Genomic DNA, 15,682 nt, shown 5'->3' with positions numbered 1-15,682 from the left:
TACGACGATCAGAACGATTATTGTAGTTCTGGACATATCAGATTCCCTCTCCTTCAGGCATCACAGCCCCTGCCCCGGTTTCACGTCTTTCAGCTCCATCGCCTTGGCCGGGTCGCGCATCATCTGGGCAACCACGTCCTGGCGTTTCACATCGCCGCGATGGCGCAGGGTCAGAACGATCGCACCGATCATCGCCACCAGCAGGATCAGACCGGAAAGCTGAAAGAGCAGGAAATACTGGTCATAGATGATGAGCCCCAGCGCTTCGGTATTGTGCCGGTCCACAGGTGTCAGCTGCGCGCGCAGACCATCGGCGGCTGCATTGCTCTCCCAGGCACCGAAGGCCATCACAAACTGCATCAGGATGACCAGACCGATGAGCAGCGCCAGCGGCATGTATTTTGCCATCTCCGCTTTGAGCTCGGCGAAATCAACATCGAGCATCATGACGACAAAGAGAAAGAGCACAGCCACCGCGCCCACATAGACGATCACCAGCAGCATCGCCACGAATTCAGCCCCCAGCAGCACAAAGAGCCCTGCCGAGCTGAGGAATGCGAGGATCAGCCAGAGCACCGAATGCACCGGGTTGCGGCTGATGACTGTGAACAGCCCGCCGGCAATCACGCTTATGGCAAAGAGGTAAAAGGCAAAAACGGTCATTCTTCGTCCTTTTCGTCGTCCAGAACCTGCTGCGCCAGTTCCAGCGCACGGGTCATCGCAGGAAGCCCGGCAAACATCGACATCTGCCCCAGCGTCTCGACGATATGCTGCTGTGTGGCGCCCGCCTCCAGCGCATGACGTACCGCCTGGCGAAAGGCCAAATCGTTCTGCGCGCCCTGCATCGTGAGCCCGGCCAGCGTGAGCAGCATCCGGGTACGTGCATCAAGCCCGCCTTCATTCAGCGTGTTGCCGAACATCATTTCCATCATGTCTTTGGGCATCGTCCCCATCATCTTCTCGAACCCCTTCGGCGTGAAGGCTTCCATCGCCGGATAGGCTTTCGCCATCTCCTGCGCCTGCGCAAACATCGCAGCAAAGGGGTTTGCACCCTCAAATGGGTTCTTCGGGTCCGTCATCGGTAGGGCGCGTCCATTTCCAAATTGCGGGCAATCTCGGCTTCCCAGCGCTCGCCGTTCGCGAGCAGTTTGTCCTTGTCGTAATAGAGCTCTTCGCGGGTCTCGGTGGAGAACTCGAAGTTCGGCCCCTCAACGATCGCATCCACCGGGCAGGCTTCCTGGCAGAAACCACAGTAGATGCATTTGGTCATATCGATGTCGTATCGCGTTGTGCGGCGGCTGCCGTCTTCGCGCGGTTCAGCATCAATGGTGATCGCCTGTGCGGGGCAGATCGCCTCGCAGAGTTTGCAGGCAATGCAGCGTTCCTCGCCATTGGGGTACCTGCGCAACGCATGCTCTCCGCGGAAGCGTGGGGAAAGCGGGCCCTTTTCATGCGGATAATTCAGCGTGGCCTTGGGCGCAAAGAAATACTTCAGCCCCAGCTTCATGCCGCCCCAGAAGTCCTGCAGCAGGAAATATTTCGCAGCGCGTGTATAATCGATCTGTGTCATGTCAGCCTCCCACGGCCCAGCGGGCGTATGCCCCCCAGAACCAGTCGAATTTTGCAGCAAAGGCCACGAAGACCACCCAGGCGAGGCTGAACGGCAGAAACACTTTCCAGCCCAGACGCATCAGCTGATCATAGCGGTAGCGCGGCGTGATGGCCTTAACCATCGCGAAAAGGAAGAAGAAGAATGCCATCTTCAGGATCATCCAGATCACGCCATCAGGCAGACCGGGAATGGGCGACAGCCAGCCACCGAAGAAGAGCAGCGAGGTGAGCGCGCACATCAGGAAAATTGCGATGTATTCGCCGGCCATAAAGAGCAGGAACGGCGTCGAGGAATACTCCACCTGATAGCCAGCCACCAGTTCGGATTCCGCTTCCGGAAGGTCAAACGGCGGGCGGTTGGTTTCCGCCAGACAGCTGATGAAGAAAAGGAAAACCATCGGGAAGTGCGGCAGCCAGTACCAGCTGAAAAATCCGTAGGCGCCATCCTGTGCGGCCACGATACCGCCGAAATTCATCGAGCCGGTGGAAATGATCACACCGATGATGATCAGACCCAGCGAGACCTCATAAGATATCATCTGTGCCGCCGAGCGCAGCGAGCCGAGGAAGGGGTATTTGGAGTTCGACGCCCAGCCGCCCATGATCACGCCGTAGACCTCAAGTGAGGAGACCGCGAAGACAAAAAGGATCGCCACGTTGATATCAGAGAGCACCCAGCCGTCGTTGAACGGGATCACCGCCCAGGCGATCATCGCCAGCACGAAGGACGTCATCGGTGCCAGCATGAACACGGTACGGTCCGCGCCCGCCGGTACAACGACCTCTTTAACCACGTATTTCAGCGCGTCGGCCACCGTCTGCAGCAGACCGAAGGTCCCCACCACGTTGGGACCGCGCCGCATCTGCACCGCCGCCCAGATTTTACGGTCGCCATAGACCAGAAACAGCAGTGAGATCATCACAAAGGCCACGACCGCGAGCACCTGTGCCAGGATCAGGACAGCGATGCCGCCAGGAGTGGTAAAGAAGTCAGCCATAAGTCCTCACACCGTCGGTATTCCAGCTTCCATGCAGGCCTGCGCGGTGACTTCAGCGTCAATCACAGCAAGCCCGTCAGGCAGGGTCGGCGAGATGGTGTAAACAGCATCTGCCGCCCACACGCCACCCTCTTCGGTCACAATTGTCCGCAAATGCCGCGTAAACCCGTATCCCCGCACCACTGTATAATGTGCGGCGGCACATTCGGCATATCTTTGCACATCAAGGCGACTCTGTGCCTTGGTCATCGAGACATTGAACTGAACCAGATCCTCTCCCAGCGCTGTGGTCTGCACCCCCAGATAGTCGGGGATGAAGTCATCAGCCACCGGTGCCTGCGGCGCGCAGGCCGCAAGTGCCGGAATGGATATGAGGACGATCTGCCTCATTCGGCGGCCATCGCCTTGTCTTTGCGTGCGCGGGCGTTGGCGGAAAGTTCCGCCATCAGCTCAGAGGCGCGCGCAATCGGATTGCTGAGCCAGAAATCCGTGATCGCAGGCTCAAAAGCGCCATCCGAGAGCGCGCCCTTGTCGAGCTGCGGACCTTCATTTTCCGGCACCTCGTCGACCCGCCCCAGATGCGGGACCTGCTCGATCAGCGCCTGGCGCAGCTGCGCGATACTGTCAAACGGCAGCTGAGCACCGGCCTCCGCCGAAAGCGCGCGCAGGATGGCCCAGTTTTCCTTGGCCTGACCGGGTGCGAAGCCCGAGCGGAGCGCAAGCTGCGGCCGCCCTTCAGTATTGACGAAAAGACCCGGTTCTTCGGTATAAGCGGCACCCGGCAGGATGATGTCTGCACGATGCGCGCCCCGATCACCGTGGCTGCCCTGGTAGATCACGAAGGGCCCCGCCTCGATTTCGATCTCGTCCGCTCCGAGGTTATAAATCACGTCCGCTTTGGCGATCGCCGCCATGCCGCCGTCATTCACAGCGCCGATATCAAGCGCCCCGACACGCGACGCCGCAGTATGCAGCACCAGCAGTTTCGCACCGGACGCCGCACAGATCGCCTGCGCCTGCGCGAGGACAGCAGCACCGTCAGACCCACGCAGAGCGCCCGTGCCGACAATCACGATGCCGTTTTTATCCTTCATATCACCGGCACCGGAGGCGGCTTTCTTAAGCGCCGCACGGTCCGTACCGATGTGTTCGTATTCGAAAGTCAGATCCACCTGCGGACCGACCAGCCCCACCGACGCGCCCTTCGTCCATGCTTTGCGGATGCGCGCATTCAGCACCGGAGCCTCAATGGCCGGATCAGCACCGATGATCAGGACCGATCTGCTGTCATCTATATCCTCAATGCTTGCCGTGCCCACATATGCCGCACGATTGTCCGCCGGCAGATACGCGCCATCGGTGCGGCATTCCACGACGCCGCCTTTGCTTTCGATGAACTGTTTCAGTGCGTAAGCGGCCTCGACCGGCACCAGATCGCCTACCAGACCGGCCACGGATTTGCCTTCCATGGCGGCAGCGGCAGCGGCGAGCGCTTCGGGCCAGGTGGCCGGGCGCAGCTTGCCGTTTTCGCGAATGAAAGGTTTGTCGAGCCGCTGGCGGCGCAGACCGTCCCAGACAAAGCGCGTCTTGTCAGAGATCCATTCCTCGTTCACCCCGTCGTGGTTGCGCGGCAGAAAGCGCATGACTTCACGGCCTTTGGTATCCACGCGGATGTTGGACCCGAGCGCATCCATCACGTCGATGCTTTCGGTTTTCGTAAGCTCCCAGGGGCGGGCGGTAAAGGCGTAAGGCTTTGAAACCAAAGCACCAACCGGGCAGAGATCGATGATATTGCCCTGCAGGTTGCTGTCGAGCGTCTGACCGAGATAGCTGGTGATTTCCGCGTCCTCGCCCCGGCCCGTCTGGCCCATCTGATGAATGCCCGCGACCTCTGTGGTGAATCGCACACAGCGCGTGCAGGAAATGCAGCGCGTCATGTGGGTTTCGACCAGCGGGCCGAGATCGAGATCTTCGGTAGCCCGCTTGGGCTCGCGGTAGCGCGAGAAATCCACGCCGTAGGCCATCGCCTGGTCCTGCAGATCGCACTCGCCGCCCTGATCACAGATAGGGCAGTCAAGCGGATGGTTGATGAGCAGGAACTCCATCACCCCCTCACGGGCCTTTTTGACCATCGGAGAGTTGGTTTTGACCACCGGCGGCTGGCCTTCGGGCCCGGGACGCAGGTCTTTGACCTGCATCGCACAGGAGGCCGCCGGTTTGGGCGGGCCGCCCACGACCTCAACAAGACACATCCGGCAGTTGCCCGCGATGGTCAGTCGTTCGTGGTAGCAAAACCGCGGAATCTCGATGCCCGCCTGCTCACAGGCCTGGATGAGGGTCAGCGCCCCTTCGGCCTCGATCTCTTTGCCGTCGATAATGATCTTACGCAGATCGTTCATATCACTTACCTTTGTCTCCCGGCTGTCCCTGAGAACGGCCGCCTGTTAATTCGTTGCACGCAGGAGCGCACCGATGGCAGAGCCCCGCGAGATTTCCTCGCGACCCAGAGCGCAGTAGCCCTGCTGGTCCTGCCCGTGTCCGCGGGTCTTCATGTAGTCGCGCGCCCGTGCACGCAGTCTGTCTTTTTCCGCATCTGAATCGAGATGCGCTTCGACCTCGGCTTCCGTATAGCCCCGATCGCGCGCCTCGTTCTCCAGCCCCTTCAGATATGAAAGCGCCCGGAAAAACCGCGCGGAAATGTCGGGGCAGTTTTTGCGTATCTGATCCGCCAGCCCTACGGTGAAAAGCCCGTTGTCGATCTCGGGCACGTCCCGCAGCGCAGGTTTTGCGCTTGCAGATGTGGCGAGGCTCAGCATTACAGCGGCGCTCAGTATCAGTCTGGTCATTATGTCTCTCCTGTCTGTTGAGACACCGGCGGATGCAGACCGCAGGTGAACTCCGCAGATGGGAGCGGGTGCCACTGCTATGCAATAACAGCGCCCCCCGGAGAGATATGACGGAAACCGGTTCAAAGCGGGCATTCCCCCGTCAGAACAAGCGTATCATCGGCCACCGGCAGTTGATCGGCGGGCGCATCGGGACTGGTTGTCCAGATGATGTCAGAGCTGCCGTATTCGGTTACACAGAACCGGATCGCCTCGTAACGGGCGGCCTCGCGGGCCCCGTCGACAGAGGCCGACACCGGGCGCGCGGTCACGCGGAACTGGTGCCGTTCGCCTTCCTTTTTGAGCTTGGCCCGGTAGAACTGCCCGTCAAAACTGAGCTGATCTTCGTCCTGGCCACAACCGGTCACGATCAGGGCAGCGGCCAACAGGGCCAGTGTTACTGTCTTCATAGGTCTCATTCTGCTGCCACCGGTGCGCACCGGTGCTCTTTCCATTTTTCCGCATCTTTCAGCCAGGACCAGCCAAAAGCATGATCGCTGTCGCCGTGTGATTTGAGATGATCAAGCCGTGCCAGCGCTTCATCCAGTGTCGGGCGGTGCCCTTTCGGCACCCACCACATCACGAAATGCATCTGGCCAAGCACTTCAAACCATTCCTCGCGGCGCTCATAGAACTGTTTATGGATTGTGCCCCAGACGAACTGTTCCAGCGTATGTGCGTTTTCCCAGACGGTCAGGTTCGACACGTACCGCGGATCACCATCTATTTTGGCATCCGTATTGCCGGTACCGGGTTCGCCCGATCCTTCCATCATCCACACGAACCCCGGCATGCGCTTGCCAAGACCATTGATCCGGTCGAGATTATCCATGAATTCCGTCACCCGCGGGTCGTCGACATCCGCGATCAGCCGGCCCACATTCAGCTCTGCGAGGTGATAGTCTTTTGTCATCAGCCCGCCTTCATCAGTCTGCCGGCACCTGTGCCTTCTGCGATTTCATCTCTGGCCGCAGCACAGATCGCCGGGACGTTATCGGGTGACACGCCGCGTTGGGACAGATGCCGCGCGGTCGCGGTTTCCACATCGGCCCGGTTAATTCCGGCAACAGCGGCATTGATCGCCTCGGGCGTGTGGCCCTGCGCTTCAAGCTGATCAAAGAACTGTTTGCTGGTCTCGGTACTGGTGCCGGATTTCCATGTGACGCCCCGGCCGAAACAGGTGCTGACGTAATAGCTCGCCACCCCTGCGTCGCCGACGAAAGACTGTGCCGCCACGCTCAGATCACGGCTGACTGCCACCGGCGCGCCTGTGCTCTGTGCCGCAGGTGCCGCACAGGCTGCAAGCGGCGCAGTCAGCACCAGCCCCATCGCAGTTTTGCCCCCGGAAATCATGCGCACCCTGCCCCGTTTACTCCGCCGCCACGGCGCTGACACGACCGGTACGTTTGTGTTTAATCCGGTCCTCGATTTCATCCCGGAAGTGCCGTATCAGACCCTGGATGGGCCAGGCGGCCGCATCGCCCAGGGCGCAGATCGTATGCCCCTCCACCTGCTTTGTCACATCAAGCAGCATGTCGATCTCTTCGGGCTCTGCCTCGCCTGTCACCAGACGGTCCATTACCCGCATCATCCAGCCGGTGCCTTCGCGGCAGGGCGTGCACTGGCCACAGCTTTCGTGTTTGTAAAATTTGCTCAGGCGCCAGATCGCCTTGATCACATCGGTAGAGTTATCCATCACAATCACCGCAGCCGTGCCAAGACCGGAGCGTTGCTCGCGCAGATAGTCGAAATCCATGATCGCGTCTTTCATCTGCCTGCCGGGGATCATCGGCACGGACGAACCGCCCGGGATCACCGCCTTGAGATTATCCCAGCCGCCGCGGATCCCGCCGCAGTGTTTCTCAATCAGCTCGTGGAACGGGATCGACATCGCCTCTTCCACGACACAGGGGTTGTTCACATGTCCGCTGATCGCGAAGAGCTTGGTGCCGGCATTGTTGGGGCGCCCGAAAGAGGAAAACCATTCCGGTCCGCGGCGCAGGATCGTCGGCACAACCGCAATCGATTCCACATTGTTGACCGTCGTCGGGCAGCCGTAAAGACCGGCGCCGGCGGGAAACGGCGGCTTCATCCGCGGCATGCCCTTTTTGCCCTCAAGGCTTTCCAGCAGCGCGGTTTCCTCGCCGCAGATATAAGCGCCTGCACCATGCACCAGGTAGAGATCGAAATCCCAGCCTGAGCCACAGGCATCTTTACCGATCAGACCGGCTTCATAGGCCTCGTCGATGGCATTCTGCAGGGCCTCTTTCTCACGGATATATTCGCCACGAATGTAGATGTAGCAGGCATGCGCCTGCATCGCGAAGCTGGCGATCAGACAACCCTCGATCAGTGTGTGCGGGTCGTGCCGCATGATCTCGCGGTCTTTGCAGGTGCCGGGCTCGGATTCGTCGGCATTGACCACCAGATAGGATGGACGACCATCGCTTTCCTTTGGCATGAACGACCACTTGAGCCCCGTCGGAAATCCCGCCCCGCCGCGTCCGCGCAGGCCCGAGGCCTTCATCGTGTCGACGATCCAGGCGCTGCCCTTTTCGAGGAGCCCGGCCGTGCCGTCCCAATGGCCGCGCTGCTGCGCGCCTTTCAGCGTGCGATCATGCATCCCGTAAATATTGGTAAAGATGCGGTCCTTGTCCTGAAGCATGAAGCTCCCCTTTTACCTCTTTGCCTGCGCGTCTTTGCGCGCACGCCGTAATTGTAAAGACACCACCAGGGCCCAGACGAGCCCCGCAAGTGCCGCAAAATCAAACAGAAAGGCATAGCGTCCGGGCAGCCCGAGCATCGGTCCCAGCCAAAGCGAGAGCATCCAGAGCACCATCGTGCCCACAATGACGAGGCTGACCATCCGGCCTTTGCTCGCCAGCGCGCGCTCGCGCTCTTCGGTGCTCTCGTTCTGCGCCGTCATCCCGGACTTGCCCCCGATCATTTACATTCACTCCGCAGCGCGCGCCGCGGGCGTCTCTGTTATCCTTTGGCCAGCTTTTTTGCCTGGCCTTTCCAGTCGTCTCTTTCGATGCGGCCTTTGAACCGCAGCCGCTCATCCACCCAGGCGATGTCTTTTTTGGTCAGGCCTGCGACCTGATCAAAATGCCAGATGCCAAGACTGTTCAGCGTCTCTTCAAGCTTTGGCCCTACCCCGGTGATTTTCTTGAGATCATCGGCTCCGCCGGCGCGGGGCGCATCGCTGAGCCCTGACGGCCGCCCGTCGTCTGAGGATGCGGCGGCTTTCTTCGCCGGAGCCTTCTTAGCCGGTGCCTTTTTCTTGGCGGATGCCGGCTTTGAAGCCGCCGCCGGTGCGGAGGCTGTCGCCGGTGCAGCAGATGCCGCCGCAGCGGGCTTGTCGGAGACAGGGGTGCCGACGCGGATCTCTCCGGGTGCCGGCAATGGCCGCGTCATGATCCAGCTGATCACACCGCCTGCCACCAGGAAAACAACGAAACCGATGAAAGCCCCCTGCATGAAGCTCCAGCCCCCAAGAACCCAGAGCAGAACAGCAGCAAGTGCTCCGCCCGCAAGAGCGATGAGCCAGCTGCCCAGAGCCATCCCGATTATTCCTTCGTTATTGTCCATATTCAAATCCTCTCCGCAGTTTTCTGATCTTCACGGTTTCAGTGTAGCCGTGTTTTGCGCACTTTGGAAAATTATCGTCTAGCTTTCCGCCGCAAGCTTTACCGCCTGCGCCACCCAGTTATCCCGGCTGACACGTCCTTTAAAACCTACGAGGTTCTGATCCGCCCAGGTGACCTCGTCAGGAGTCCATGACGCGATCTGGTCAAAGTGATAAACCCCGATGTCATTAAGCACTTTTTCAAGCTTGGGCCCCACACCGCTGATCTTTTTGAGATCATCAGGCGCACCGTTGCGCGCTTCACTCAGAAGCTCAGGTTTGTCGCCGGTCACCGACCCTGTGGCAGGCTTGCCCTTGGCAACCGCTTCAGAGCCCTGCACTTCGGCGCTTTTATCTGACGAGGCGCCGCGCATGCGGTCGGCTTTCTTCTCCGCATTCTTTGGCGGTGACATTTTACTTGCGCGCGTCTGCCAGGGCGTCGTCAGCGGCACTTCGGTGCCGTCGATCCGTTTCACCGTGTCACCGATATCGACGGCAAGCTGCGCCGAAGCGTTGTACTGCGTCTTGCCGCTATCGTATTCTTTCAGCGATGTCAGACCTTTGAGCGGCTCAGCGGCATAACGCCCGTTCTGCGGGCCTGGCACGGGCACCTTGCCGGCGGCCAGTTCATCGATGATCTCGCCCATGCGGTCAGCGGTCAGATCCTCGTAATAATCCTTGCCGATCTGTGCCATCGGGGCGTTCGAACAGGACCCGAGACATTCAACCTCTTCCCAGGAGAAATTGCCGTCCGCGGACAGCTCATGCGCGCCGGGCGCTATTTTCTCTTTGCAGACCGCGACCAGATCCTCAGCGCCGCAGATCATGCAGGACGTGGTCCCGCAGACCTGAATATGCGCAATTTTCCCGACCGGCTGCAGCTGGAACATGAAGTAAAACGTCGCCACTTCCAGCGCCCTGATGTAGCTGAGACCCAGCATATCGGCCACAGTTTCAATAGCGGGTTTGCTAAGCCAGCCCTCCTGCTCCTGGGCACGCCACAGAAGCGGAATAATGGCGCTGGCCTGCCGGCCTTCAGGGTATTTGGTGATCTGTCCCTCGGCCCAGGCCATATTGTCAGGCGTGAAAGCGAAGGTGTCGGGTTGATCGGCATGTAGTCGGCGCAGCATAGTCAGTTCGCTTCCTTCAGTGTATCGAAGCTTTCAAAGTCATCAAAGCAGTTGCGGCACACCAGTTTTATCTGCGCATGCGCCTCGGTCCGGTCGTTCCATTCGTTGCCGTTGGCCAGCAGATAGCTTTCGCATCCGTCGCACCAGGCATTGACCGCATCATTCTCGTCCGTCACCCAGTTCACGCCGCGCGGGCTGCGGTCCGTGAGGCCGGCCAGAAGGTGCTGGCAGAGATAAGCTGCCTGAACCTGTCCGTGACGGTCACACTGAACAACGCCGATATCGTTCACCGGTCAATTTCTCCGAAAACGACATCCATCGTGCCGATGATCGCGGCAACATCCGCCAGCTGGTGGCCGCGTGACAGATGATCCATCGCCTGCAGGTGCAGGAACCCGGGCGCGCGCAGTTTGGCGCGGTAGGGTTTGTTGCTGCCATCGGCCACGAGGTACACACCGAACTCGCCCTTGGGCGCCTCCACGGGGCAGTAAACTTCGCCTTCGGGCACATGGAAGCCTTCGGTATAGAGTTTAAAGTGGTGAATCAGGCTTTCCATTGAGGTCTTCATGTCTGACCGGCTGGGCGGGGTGATCTTGCCACGGGCGAGAATATCGCCCTGACCGTCCGGCGCACGAAGCTTTTCGACGGCCTGCAGGATGATCGACACCGACTGGCGCATCTCTTCCATGCGCACCAGATAGCGGTCATAGCAGTCGCCGTTCTTGCCCACCGGGATCTGAAAGTCGAACTCGTCATAGCATTCATAGGGCTGCGCGCGGCGCAGATCCCAGGCGAGGCCCGATCCGCGCACCATCACGCCGGAAAACCCGTAATCGAGGATATCCTCTTCGGTGACCACGCCGATGTCGGCGTTGCGCTGTTTGAAAATCCGGTTTTCCGTCAGCAGCCCGTCGATATCGGCCATGACCCTCGGAAACTCATTGGCCCAGGTCTCGATGTCGTCGATCAGTTCAGGCGTCAGATCCTGATGCACACCACCCGGGCGGAAATAGGCAGCATGCAGCCGCGCACCACAGGCACGCTCATAAAACACCATCAGCTTTTCGCGTTCCTCAAAGCCCCAGAGCGGCGGCGTCAGTGCGCCCACGTCCATGGCCTGGGTGGTCACGTTCAGCAGGTGGTTGAGCACGCGCCCGATCTCGCAGAAGAGCACCCGAATGAGGGAAGCACGACGTGGCACTTCCACACCCGTCAGCTTTTCAATCGCCAGACACCAGGCATGTTCCTGGTTCATCGGTGCCACATAATCCAGCCGGTCAAAATACGGCAGGTTCTGCAGATACGTCCGGCTTTCCATCAGCTTTTCGGTGCCCCGGTGCAGCAGCCCGATGTGCGGGTCACAGCGCTCGACGATCTCGCCGTCAAGCTCAAGCACCAGACGCAGCACCCCATGCGCCGCCGGGTGCTGAGGCCCGAAGTTAATGTTGAAATTCCGGATCTTCTGTTCGCCGGTCAGGGCGTCTTCAAATCCTTTGGAGCCGTCCATCATTCGTCATTGCCTCCGTTTGCGGGGCCCGCCACGCGGAACACCTTTGTCAGCAGTTTCCAGGCGCCGTCCACACGGATAAAACCCAGATGATCTTCGTACCGCACAGGCGGCACATCGACGGTCAGATGGACCCGTGCAATTTCGCCGCCGGCAGCATCCATTCCGATAATCTCATACCGTGCCGGAGCCTCAAACGGTTCCCGCCCCCGGACGCGCTCAAGATAGGAGGCTTTGTCCCAGAAGGTTGCGGCCCCGTTCTCAACCAGGGTCATCTGAAACCGGTCGTGACAGAGCGTCCCAAAGACCTCCGCCTTCGCGAAATACACAGCGTCGCAATAGCTCAGCGCCGCATCACGCAGCCCGTCCGGCATCTGATCAGATCCGTCCATCAGCGTTTCTCCAGTTCCTGCAGCCTGATGCTCATCCACCATATCAGCGCCAGCGCGCCCAGCGGGATGATCCCCGCAAAGGCCCAGTATTTGTGAATGCCGAAGTGCGGCAGCAGCTTCAGCATGGGAATGACAGTGGCCGCAGCCACAAGCAGCCAGATGATGCCTTCCATTACTTCGCCTCCGCCTTGCCGTCCGTTTTCTCATCGCCGGGCAGAATGTATTCCGCACCCTCCCAGGGGCTCATGAAATCAAACTGGCGGTATTCCTGCACGAGGCTGACCGGCTCATAAACAACGCGCTTCTGCGCCTCGTCATAGCGCACTTCGGTATAACCCGTGGTCGGGAAATCCTTGCGCAGGGGATAGCCGCGAAAGCCGTAGTCGGTGAGGATGCGACGCAGATCCGGATGCCCGGAAAAGAGAATGCCGAACATGTCAAAAATCTCACGCTCGAACCAGTTGGCAGACGGGTGCACGCCGATGATCGAGGGCACCATATCATTCTCGCGAATGCTCACCCGCAGGCGGATCCGGTGGTTCTGATACATCGACAGAAAGTGATAAACGACGTCGAACCGCTTGGCGCGGCCCGCGTAATCCACCGCCGTGATGTCCACAAGGCTGGAGAAGCGGCAGGTCGCGTCGGTTTTCAGAAACTCCACCAGACCGGTGATATTCGACGGCGTTACATCGAGGTTCAGCTCACCATGGGTCACATCCCAGGCCAGCACACAGTCCGTGCGCCGCGCCTCGATATAGGTGCCGAGTTCTTTGAGTGCTTCGCTCATGGCATCATCTCCGACAGTACCTCGTCATGAAAGCTCGCCTCTTTGTCCCATGCGGGAAAGAAAGGCACCATAAAGTCCGGCAGAAAGGTTTTCTCCGGGACATCGCCCGCAATCCGCTTCACGGCTGCAATGTCTTTCCATCGCGTCACCACCGCGATCCGGCAGGGGTCTGACCCACGCTCTGTGTGCACGGTGATGCCCCGAAAGCCCTCGACCGCGCGCATTGCCGGGTAAACGCGGTTCCTGAAAGTGCTCAGCCACGGGTCAACATCATCGCGCGCGATGACGGCTTCCCAGCGGCGGACGAGCGCATCTGTCATCGCACAATTGTCCCGGTGCGGCGGATTTTGCGCTGTAGTTGCAGGATGCCGTAGAGCAGCGCCTCAGCCGTTGGCGGGCAGCCCGGCACATAGACATCCACCGGTACAATCCGGTCACAGCCGCGCACGACGGAGTAGGAATAGTGATAGTACCCGCCACCGTTGGCGCAGGAGCCCATCGAAATCACATAGCGCGGCTCGGGCATCTGATCATAGACCTTGCGCAGCGCCGGCGCCATTTTGTTGGTAAGCGTGCCTGCAACGATCATCAGATCCGACTGGCGCGGGCTCGCCCGTGGTGCCGTGCCGAACCGCTCAAGGTCATAGCGCGGCATAGACGTATGCATCATCTCCACAGCACAGCACGCAAGCCCGAAGGTCATCCAGTGCAGCGAGCCGGTGCGCGCCCAGTTGATGATGTCCTCGGTCGAGGTCAGCAGAAACCCCTTGTCCTGCAACTCGCGGTTCAGGTCCTGGGTCGCGACCTCGCGGTCCGCCCCTGCAACGTTGGCTCCGGCGGCTACTGCCATTCCAGCGCTCCTTTTTTCCACTCATAGGCAAAGCCGATCGTCAGCACGCCCAGAAAGACCATCATCGACCAGAACCCGACCATGCTCACATCCTTGAAGGCCACAGCCCAGGGAAAGAGAAAGGCGATCTCCAGATCGAAGATGATGAAAAGAATTGAGACCAGATAAAAGCGCACGTCGAATTTCATCCGCGCGTCGTCAAATGCGTTGAACCCGCACTCATATGCAGAGACCTTTTCCGGGTCCGGGTTGCGCACGGCGACCACAACGGCGGCGAGGATCAGGACCAGGCCCAGACCGATGGCAACCGCCAGAAACATAAGGATAGGCAGGTATTCCCGTAGCATCTCGTCCAAGGGAGGCTCCTTTTCGTCTGATCATGCGCTCTCGCGCGATGCTGCCCCGCGGCGAAAGGGGCTCCGAATGGTTTACGCCTGTGTCATGCGGGGGTCAACCGGAGCCCGCCGGAAAGACATCGCAAAAACTGCGACAAAATCCGAAGGTTAGCGGGGTTCAGCAGCGGCCCGCAACAGCCGCCGCCGCACTTAGATTTTCGAGCGGTTGCGGACGGCCACGTGCGATACAGGATCAGCAAAAATATTTTATATCAATATGTTAGAGCTCAATTTGCCTTCAGCGCCGAATACATCGCCGAGATCCCGCCGCCCTGACACGCATGCAGATCCCCTCGGCATACGAGGTAAAGGGCCTTCTGAGCGCCCTGCACGCCTGCGTCGGTATGTCAGGGGACCCCGGGCGGCTCATGCGATTCCCCGCCGGCACCCGCAGATAATCTCATACGGGCCGGCACAGTCGATATCTGACGCCGCTAATTGTCAGAAATGACGAGTGTTTTACGCGCAGACCCGGAGAGGTTCCGGATCCGCGCAACCATTCCGGTCTTGCCGGTCGGACGCTGCCGGGACAGAACGCTGAGATGTGGAAATATCAGCGACGGCGCGTTAAAGATCCGGCGCGCCGGCCCCCACGAGCAGCGCGCCGGACGGCGGCGGTCAGGTTTCTGCGAACCACCCGATGGCACCTCGCAGATTTATCATCCGGCCTCGCCGCAAAACAGGCATTGCGGCGCCGGACAAAAGCAACCCCCGGTTGAAGTTTACTCTTGTCGAATTCTCCGGTTGTGTCAATCACTGCGCCCGCGCGCGCGGATTTCTGCCGGTTACGATGCCGGATGCGCTGCTTTGCGCGGCAGGTTCAGGTGGGTTCCAAAGCCTTTTCCGCGATTTATGATCCACGCTGCGGCACGCGCCGTAACCTGTGTGTACCTTTAATATACGACCACCGCAGGAAAAACCCGGCCCCCGGGTCACGCGGTCAACAGACCAGAGGTTAAGACATGAACAGACGCTTTGCACTTAAATCCACAATCGCCGCCGGCGCGCTCGCATTCATCGCAGCGTGCACAACCGCAAACCAGGGCGGCGACATTGTCGATATTGCAGCCTCCAACGAAGATTTCAGCACACTTGTTGCCGCTGTTCAGGCCGCCGGTCTGGTTGAGACCCTCAAAAGCGAAGGACCGTTCACTGTCTTCGCACCGACCAATGCCGCTTTTGCAAAGCTGCCTGCCGGCACCGTCGACAGCCTGCTTCTGCCGGAGAACAAAGACCAGCTGGTCAAAGTCCTCACATATCACGTAATTCCGGGTGCCGTTTCCGCCGCTGACGTCACAGGCGCGCGCACAAATGTTGCAACCGTTCAGGGCCAGACCATTCACGTCGACGGCACAGGCGGTGGCGTGAAAGTGAACAGCGCCAACGTCACAACCGCCGATATCGTTGCGACAAACGGTGTGATCCACGTGATCGACACTGTGCTGCTGCCGAAGTAAGACCGGTTTACACCAGTCTGAAGCAAATCCGCGGGCCCC

Annotated in this window: 23 protein-coding genes; 1 reads left to right on the top strand and 22 read right to left on the bottom strand. The window is 59.8% G+C overall.

Annotation, left to right across the window (positions count from 1 at the left end):
• Positions 1-60: 60 nt before the first annotated feature.
• The 22 genes from G3256_RS06695 to G3256_RS06590 all read right to left on the bottom strand — a co-directional run bounded on the left by G3256_RS06695 (position 61) and on the right by G3256_RS06590 (position 14,147).
• Positions 61-663: an NADH-quinone oxidoreductase subunit J gene (locus G3256_RS06695; protein ID WP_169640080.1), complete on the bottom strand. Its 603-nt coding sequence runs from the start codon at positions 661-663 to the stop codon at positions 61-63.
• Positions 660-1,079, bottom strand: a complete 420-nt coding sequence (locus G3256_RS06690) for a carboxymuconolactone decarboxylase family protein (RefSeq protein WP_169640079.1) — start codon at positions 1,077-1,079, stop codon at positions 660-662. The genes G3256_RS06695 and G3256_RS06690 overlap by 4 nt, the downstream gene beginning before the upstream one ends.
• Positions 1,076-1,570 (bottom strand): NADH-quinone oxidoreductase subunit NuoI, encoded by a 495-nt coding sequence (gene nuoI / locus G3256_RS06685; RefSeq protein ID WP_169640078.1) that lies wholly within the window; start codon positions 1,568-1,570, stop codon positions 1,076-1,078. The genes G3256_RS06690 and nuoI overlap by 4 nt, the downstream gene beginning before the upstream one ends.
• Position 1,571: 1 nt before the next feature.
• Positions 1,572-2,609, bottom strand: a complete 1,038-nt coding sequence (gene nuoH / locus G3256_RS06680) for an NADH-quinone oxidoreductase subunit NuoH (protein ID WP_169640077.1) — start codon at positions 2,607-2,609, stop codon at positions 1,572-1,574.
• Between the two features lie 6 nt (positions 2,610-2,615).
• Positions 2,616-2,999, bottom strand: a complete 384-nt coding sequence (locus G3256_RS06675) for a hypothetical protein (RefSeq protein ID WP_169640076.1) — start codon at positions 2,997-2,999, stop codon at positions 2,616-2,618.
• Entirely contained in the window at positions 2,996-5,008 is a 2,013-nt protein-coding gene (gene nuoG / locus G3256_RS06670) for an NADH-quinone oxidoreductase subunit NuoG (protein ID WP_169640075.1), read from the bottom strand. The genes G3256_RS06675 and nuoG overlap by 4 nt, the downstream gene beginning before the upstream one ends.
• 45 nt (positions 5,009-5,053) lie before the next feature.
• Entirely contained in the window at positions 5,054-5,455 is a 402-nt protein-coding gene (locus tag G3256_RS06665) for a DUF5333 domain-containing protein (RefSeq protein WP_169640074.1), read from the bottom strand.
• A 122-nt stretch (positions 5,456-5,577) separates the two neighbouring features.
• Positions 5,578-5,904 carry a hypothetical protein gene (locus G3256_RS06660; RefSeq protein ID WP_169640073.1) on the bottom strand — a complete coding sequence of 109 codons (327 nt, stop codon included), beginning with the start codon at positions 5,902-5,904 and terminating at the stop codon, positions 5,578-5,580.
• Positions 5,905-5,909: 5 nt separating this feature from the next.
• Complete coding sequence (locus G3256_RS06655; protein ID WP_169640072.1) at positions 5,910-6,407, bottom strand: DUF3291 domain-containing protein; 498 nt, start codon at positions 6,405-6,407, stop codon at positions 5,910-5,912.
• The gene (locus tag G3256_RS06650) at positions 6,407-6,847 is read right to left on the bottom strand and encodes a DUF5333 family protein (protein ID WP_169640071.1); all 441 of its coding nucleotides are present in this window, start codon (positions 6,845-6,847) and stop codon (positions 6,407-6,409) included. The genes G3256_RS06655 and G3256_RS06650 overlap by 1 nt, the downstream gene beginning before the upstream one ends.
• Positions 6,848-6,863: 16 nt before the next feature.
• The gene (gene nuoF, locus G3256_RS06645; protein ID WP_169640070.1) at positions 6,864-8,159 is read right to left on the bottom strand and encodes an NADH-quinone oxidoreductase subunit NuoF; all 1,296 of its coding nucleotides are present in this window, start codon (positions 8,157-8,159) and stop codon (positions 6,864-6,866) included.
• 12 nt (positions 8,160-8,171) lie between these two features.
• Positions 8,172-8,441 carry a DUF5337 domain-containing protein gene (locus G3256_RS06640; protein WP_246227825.1) on the bottom strand — a complete coding sequence of 90 codons (270 nt, stop codon included), beginning with the start codon at positions 8,439-8,441 and terminating at the stop codon, positions 8,172-8,174.
• A gap of 38 nt (positions 8,442-8,479) precedes the next feature.
• A complete protein-coding gene (locus G3256_RS06635) occupies positions 8,480-9,085 on the bottom strand; it encodes a hypothetical protein (RefSeq protein ID WP_169640069.1) in 606 nt (201 codons plus the stop codon).
• 78 nt (positions 9,086-9,163) lie between these two features.
• Positions 9,164-10,252 carry an NADH-quinone oxidoreductase subunit NuoE gene (gene nuoE, locus G3256_RS06630; protein ID WP_169640068.1) on the bottom strand — a complete coding sequence of 363 codons (1,089 nt, stop codon included), beginning with the start codon at positions 10,250-10,252 and terminating at the stop codon, positions 9,164-9,166.
• Between the two features lie 2 nt (positions 10,253-10,254).
• Positions 10,255-10,542 (bottom strand): hypothetical protein, encoded by a 288-nt coding sequence (locus G3256_RS06625; RefSeq protein ID WP_169640067.1) that lies wholly within the window; start codon positions 10,540-10,542, stop codon positions 10,255-10,257.
• Complete coding sequence (locus tag G3256_RS06620; RefSeq protein WP_169642355.1) at positions 10,539-11,759, bottom strand: NADH-quinone oxidoreductase subunit D; 1,221 nt, start codon at positions 11,757-11,759, stop codon at positions 10,539-10,541. The genes G3256_RS06625 and G3256_RS06620 overlap by 4 nt, the downstream gene beginning before the upstream one ends.
• Positions 11,759-12,151: a nuclear transport factor 2 family protein gene (locus G3256_RS06615; RefSeq protein ID WP_169640066.1), complete on the bottom strand. Its 393-nt coding sequence runs from the start codon at positions 12,149-12,151 to the stop codon at positions 11,759-11,761. The genes G3256_RS06620 and G3256_RS06615 overlap by 1 nt, the downstream gene beginning before the upstream one ends.
• Positions 12,151-12,324, bottom strand: a complete 174-nt coding sequence (locus tag G3256_RS06610; protein WP_169640065.1) for a hypothetical protein — start codon at positions 12,322-12,324, stop codon at positions 12,151-12,153. The genes G3256_RS06615 and G3256_RS06610 overlap by 1 nt, the downstream gene beginning before the upstream one ends.
• Entirely contained in the window at positions 12,324-12,941 is a 618-nt protein-coding gene (locus tag G3256_RS06605) for an NADH-quinone oxidoreductase subunit C (protein ID WP_169640064.1), read from the bottom strand. Before G3256_RS06605 ends, G3256_RS06610 begins: the two co-directional genes overlap by 1 nt.
• Positions 12,938-13,261, bottom strand: coding sequence for an antibiotic biosynthesis monooxygenase (locus G3256_RS06600; protein WP_169640063.1), 324 nt, complete (start codon positions 13,259-13,261; stop codon positions 12,938-12,940). Before G3256_RS06600 ends, G3256_RS06605 begins: the two co-directional genes overlap by 4 nt.
• The gene (locus G3256_RS06595) at positions 13,258-13,791 is read right to left on the bottom strand and encodes a NuoB/complex I 20 kDa subunit family protein (protein WP_169640062.1); all 534 of its coding nucleotides are present in this window, start codon (positions 13,789-13,791) and stop codon (positions 13,258-13,260) included. Before G3256_RS06595 ends, G3256_RS06600 begins: the two co-directional genes overlap by 4 nt.
• Positions 13,782-14,147, bottom strand: a complete 366-nt coding sequence (locus tag G3256_RS06590; protein ID WP_169640061.1) for an NADH-quinone oxidoreductase subunit A — start codon at positions 14,145-14,147, stop codon at positions 13,782-13,784. Before G3256_RS06590 ends, G3256_RS06595 begins: the two co-directional genes overlap by 10 nt.
• A 1,001-nt stretch (positions 14,148-15,148) precedes the next feature.
• Between G3256_RS06590 and G3256_RS06585 the strand changes: the two genes are divergently transcribed.
• Positions 15,149-15,643, top strand: coding sequence for a fasciclin domain-containing protein (locus G3256_RS06585; RefSeq protein ID WP_169640060.1), 495 nt, complete (start codon positions 15,149-15,151; stop codon positions 15,641-15,643).
• Positions 15,644-15,682: the final 39 nt, after the last annotated feature.

This window comes from Roseobacter ponti (assembly GCF_012932215.1).
Taxonomy (GTDB): domain Bacteria; phylum Pseudomonadota; class Alphaproteobacteria; order Rhodobacterales; family Rhodobacteraceae; genus Roseobacter; species Roseobacter ponti.
The sequence above is the reverse complement of the archived record's forward strand: the minus strand, read 5'-3'. Positions and strand labels throughout refer to the sequence as shown.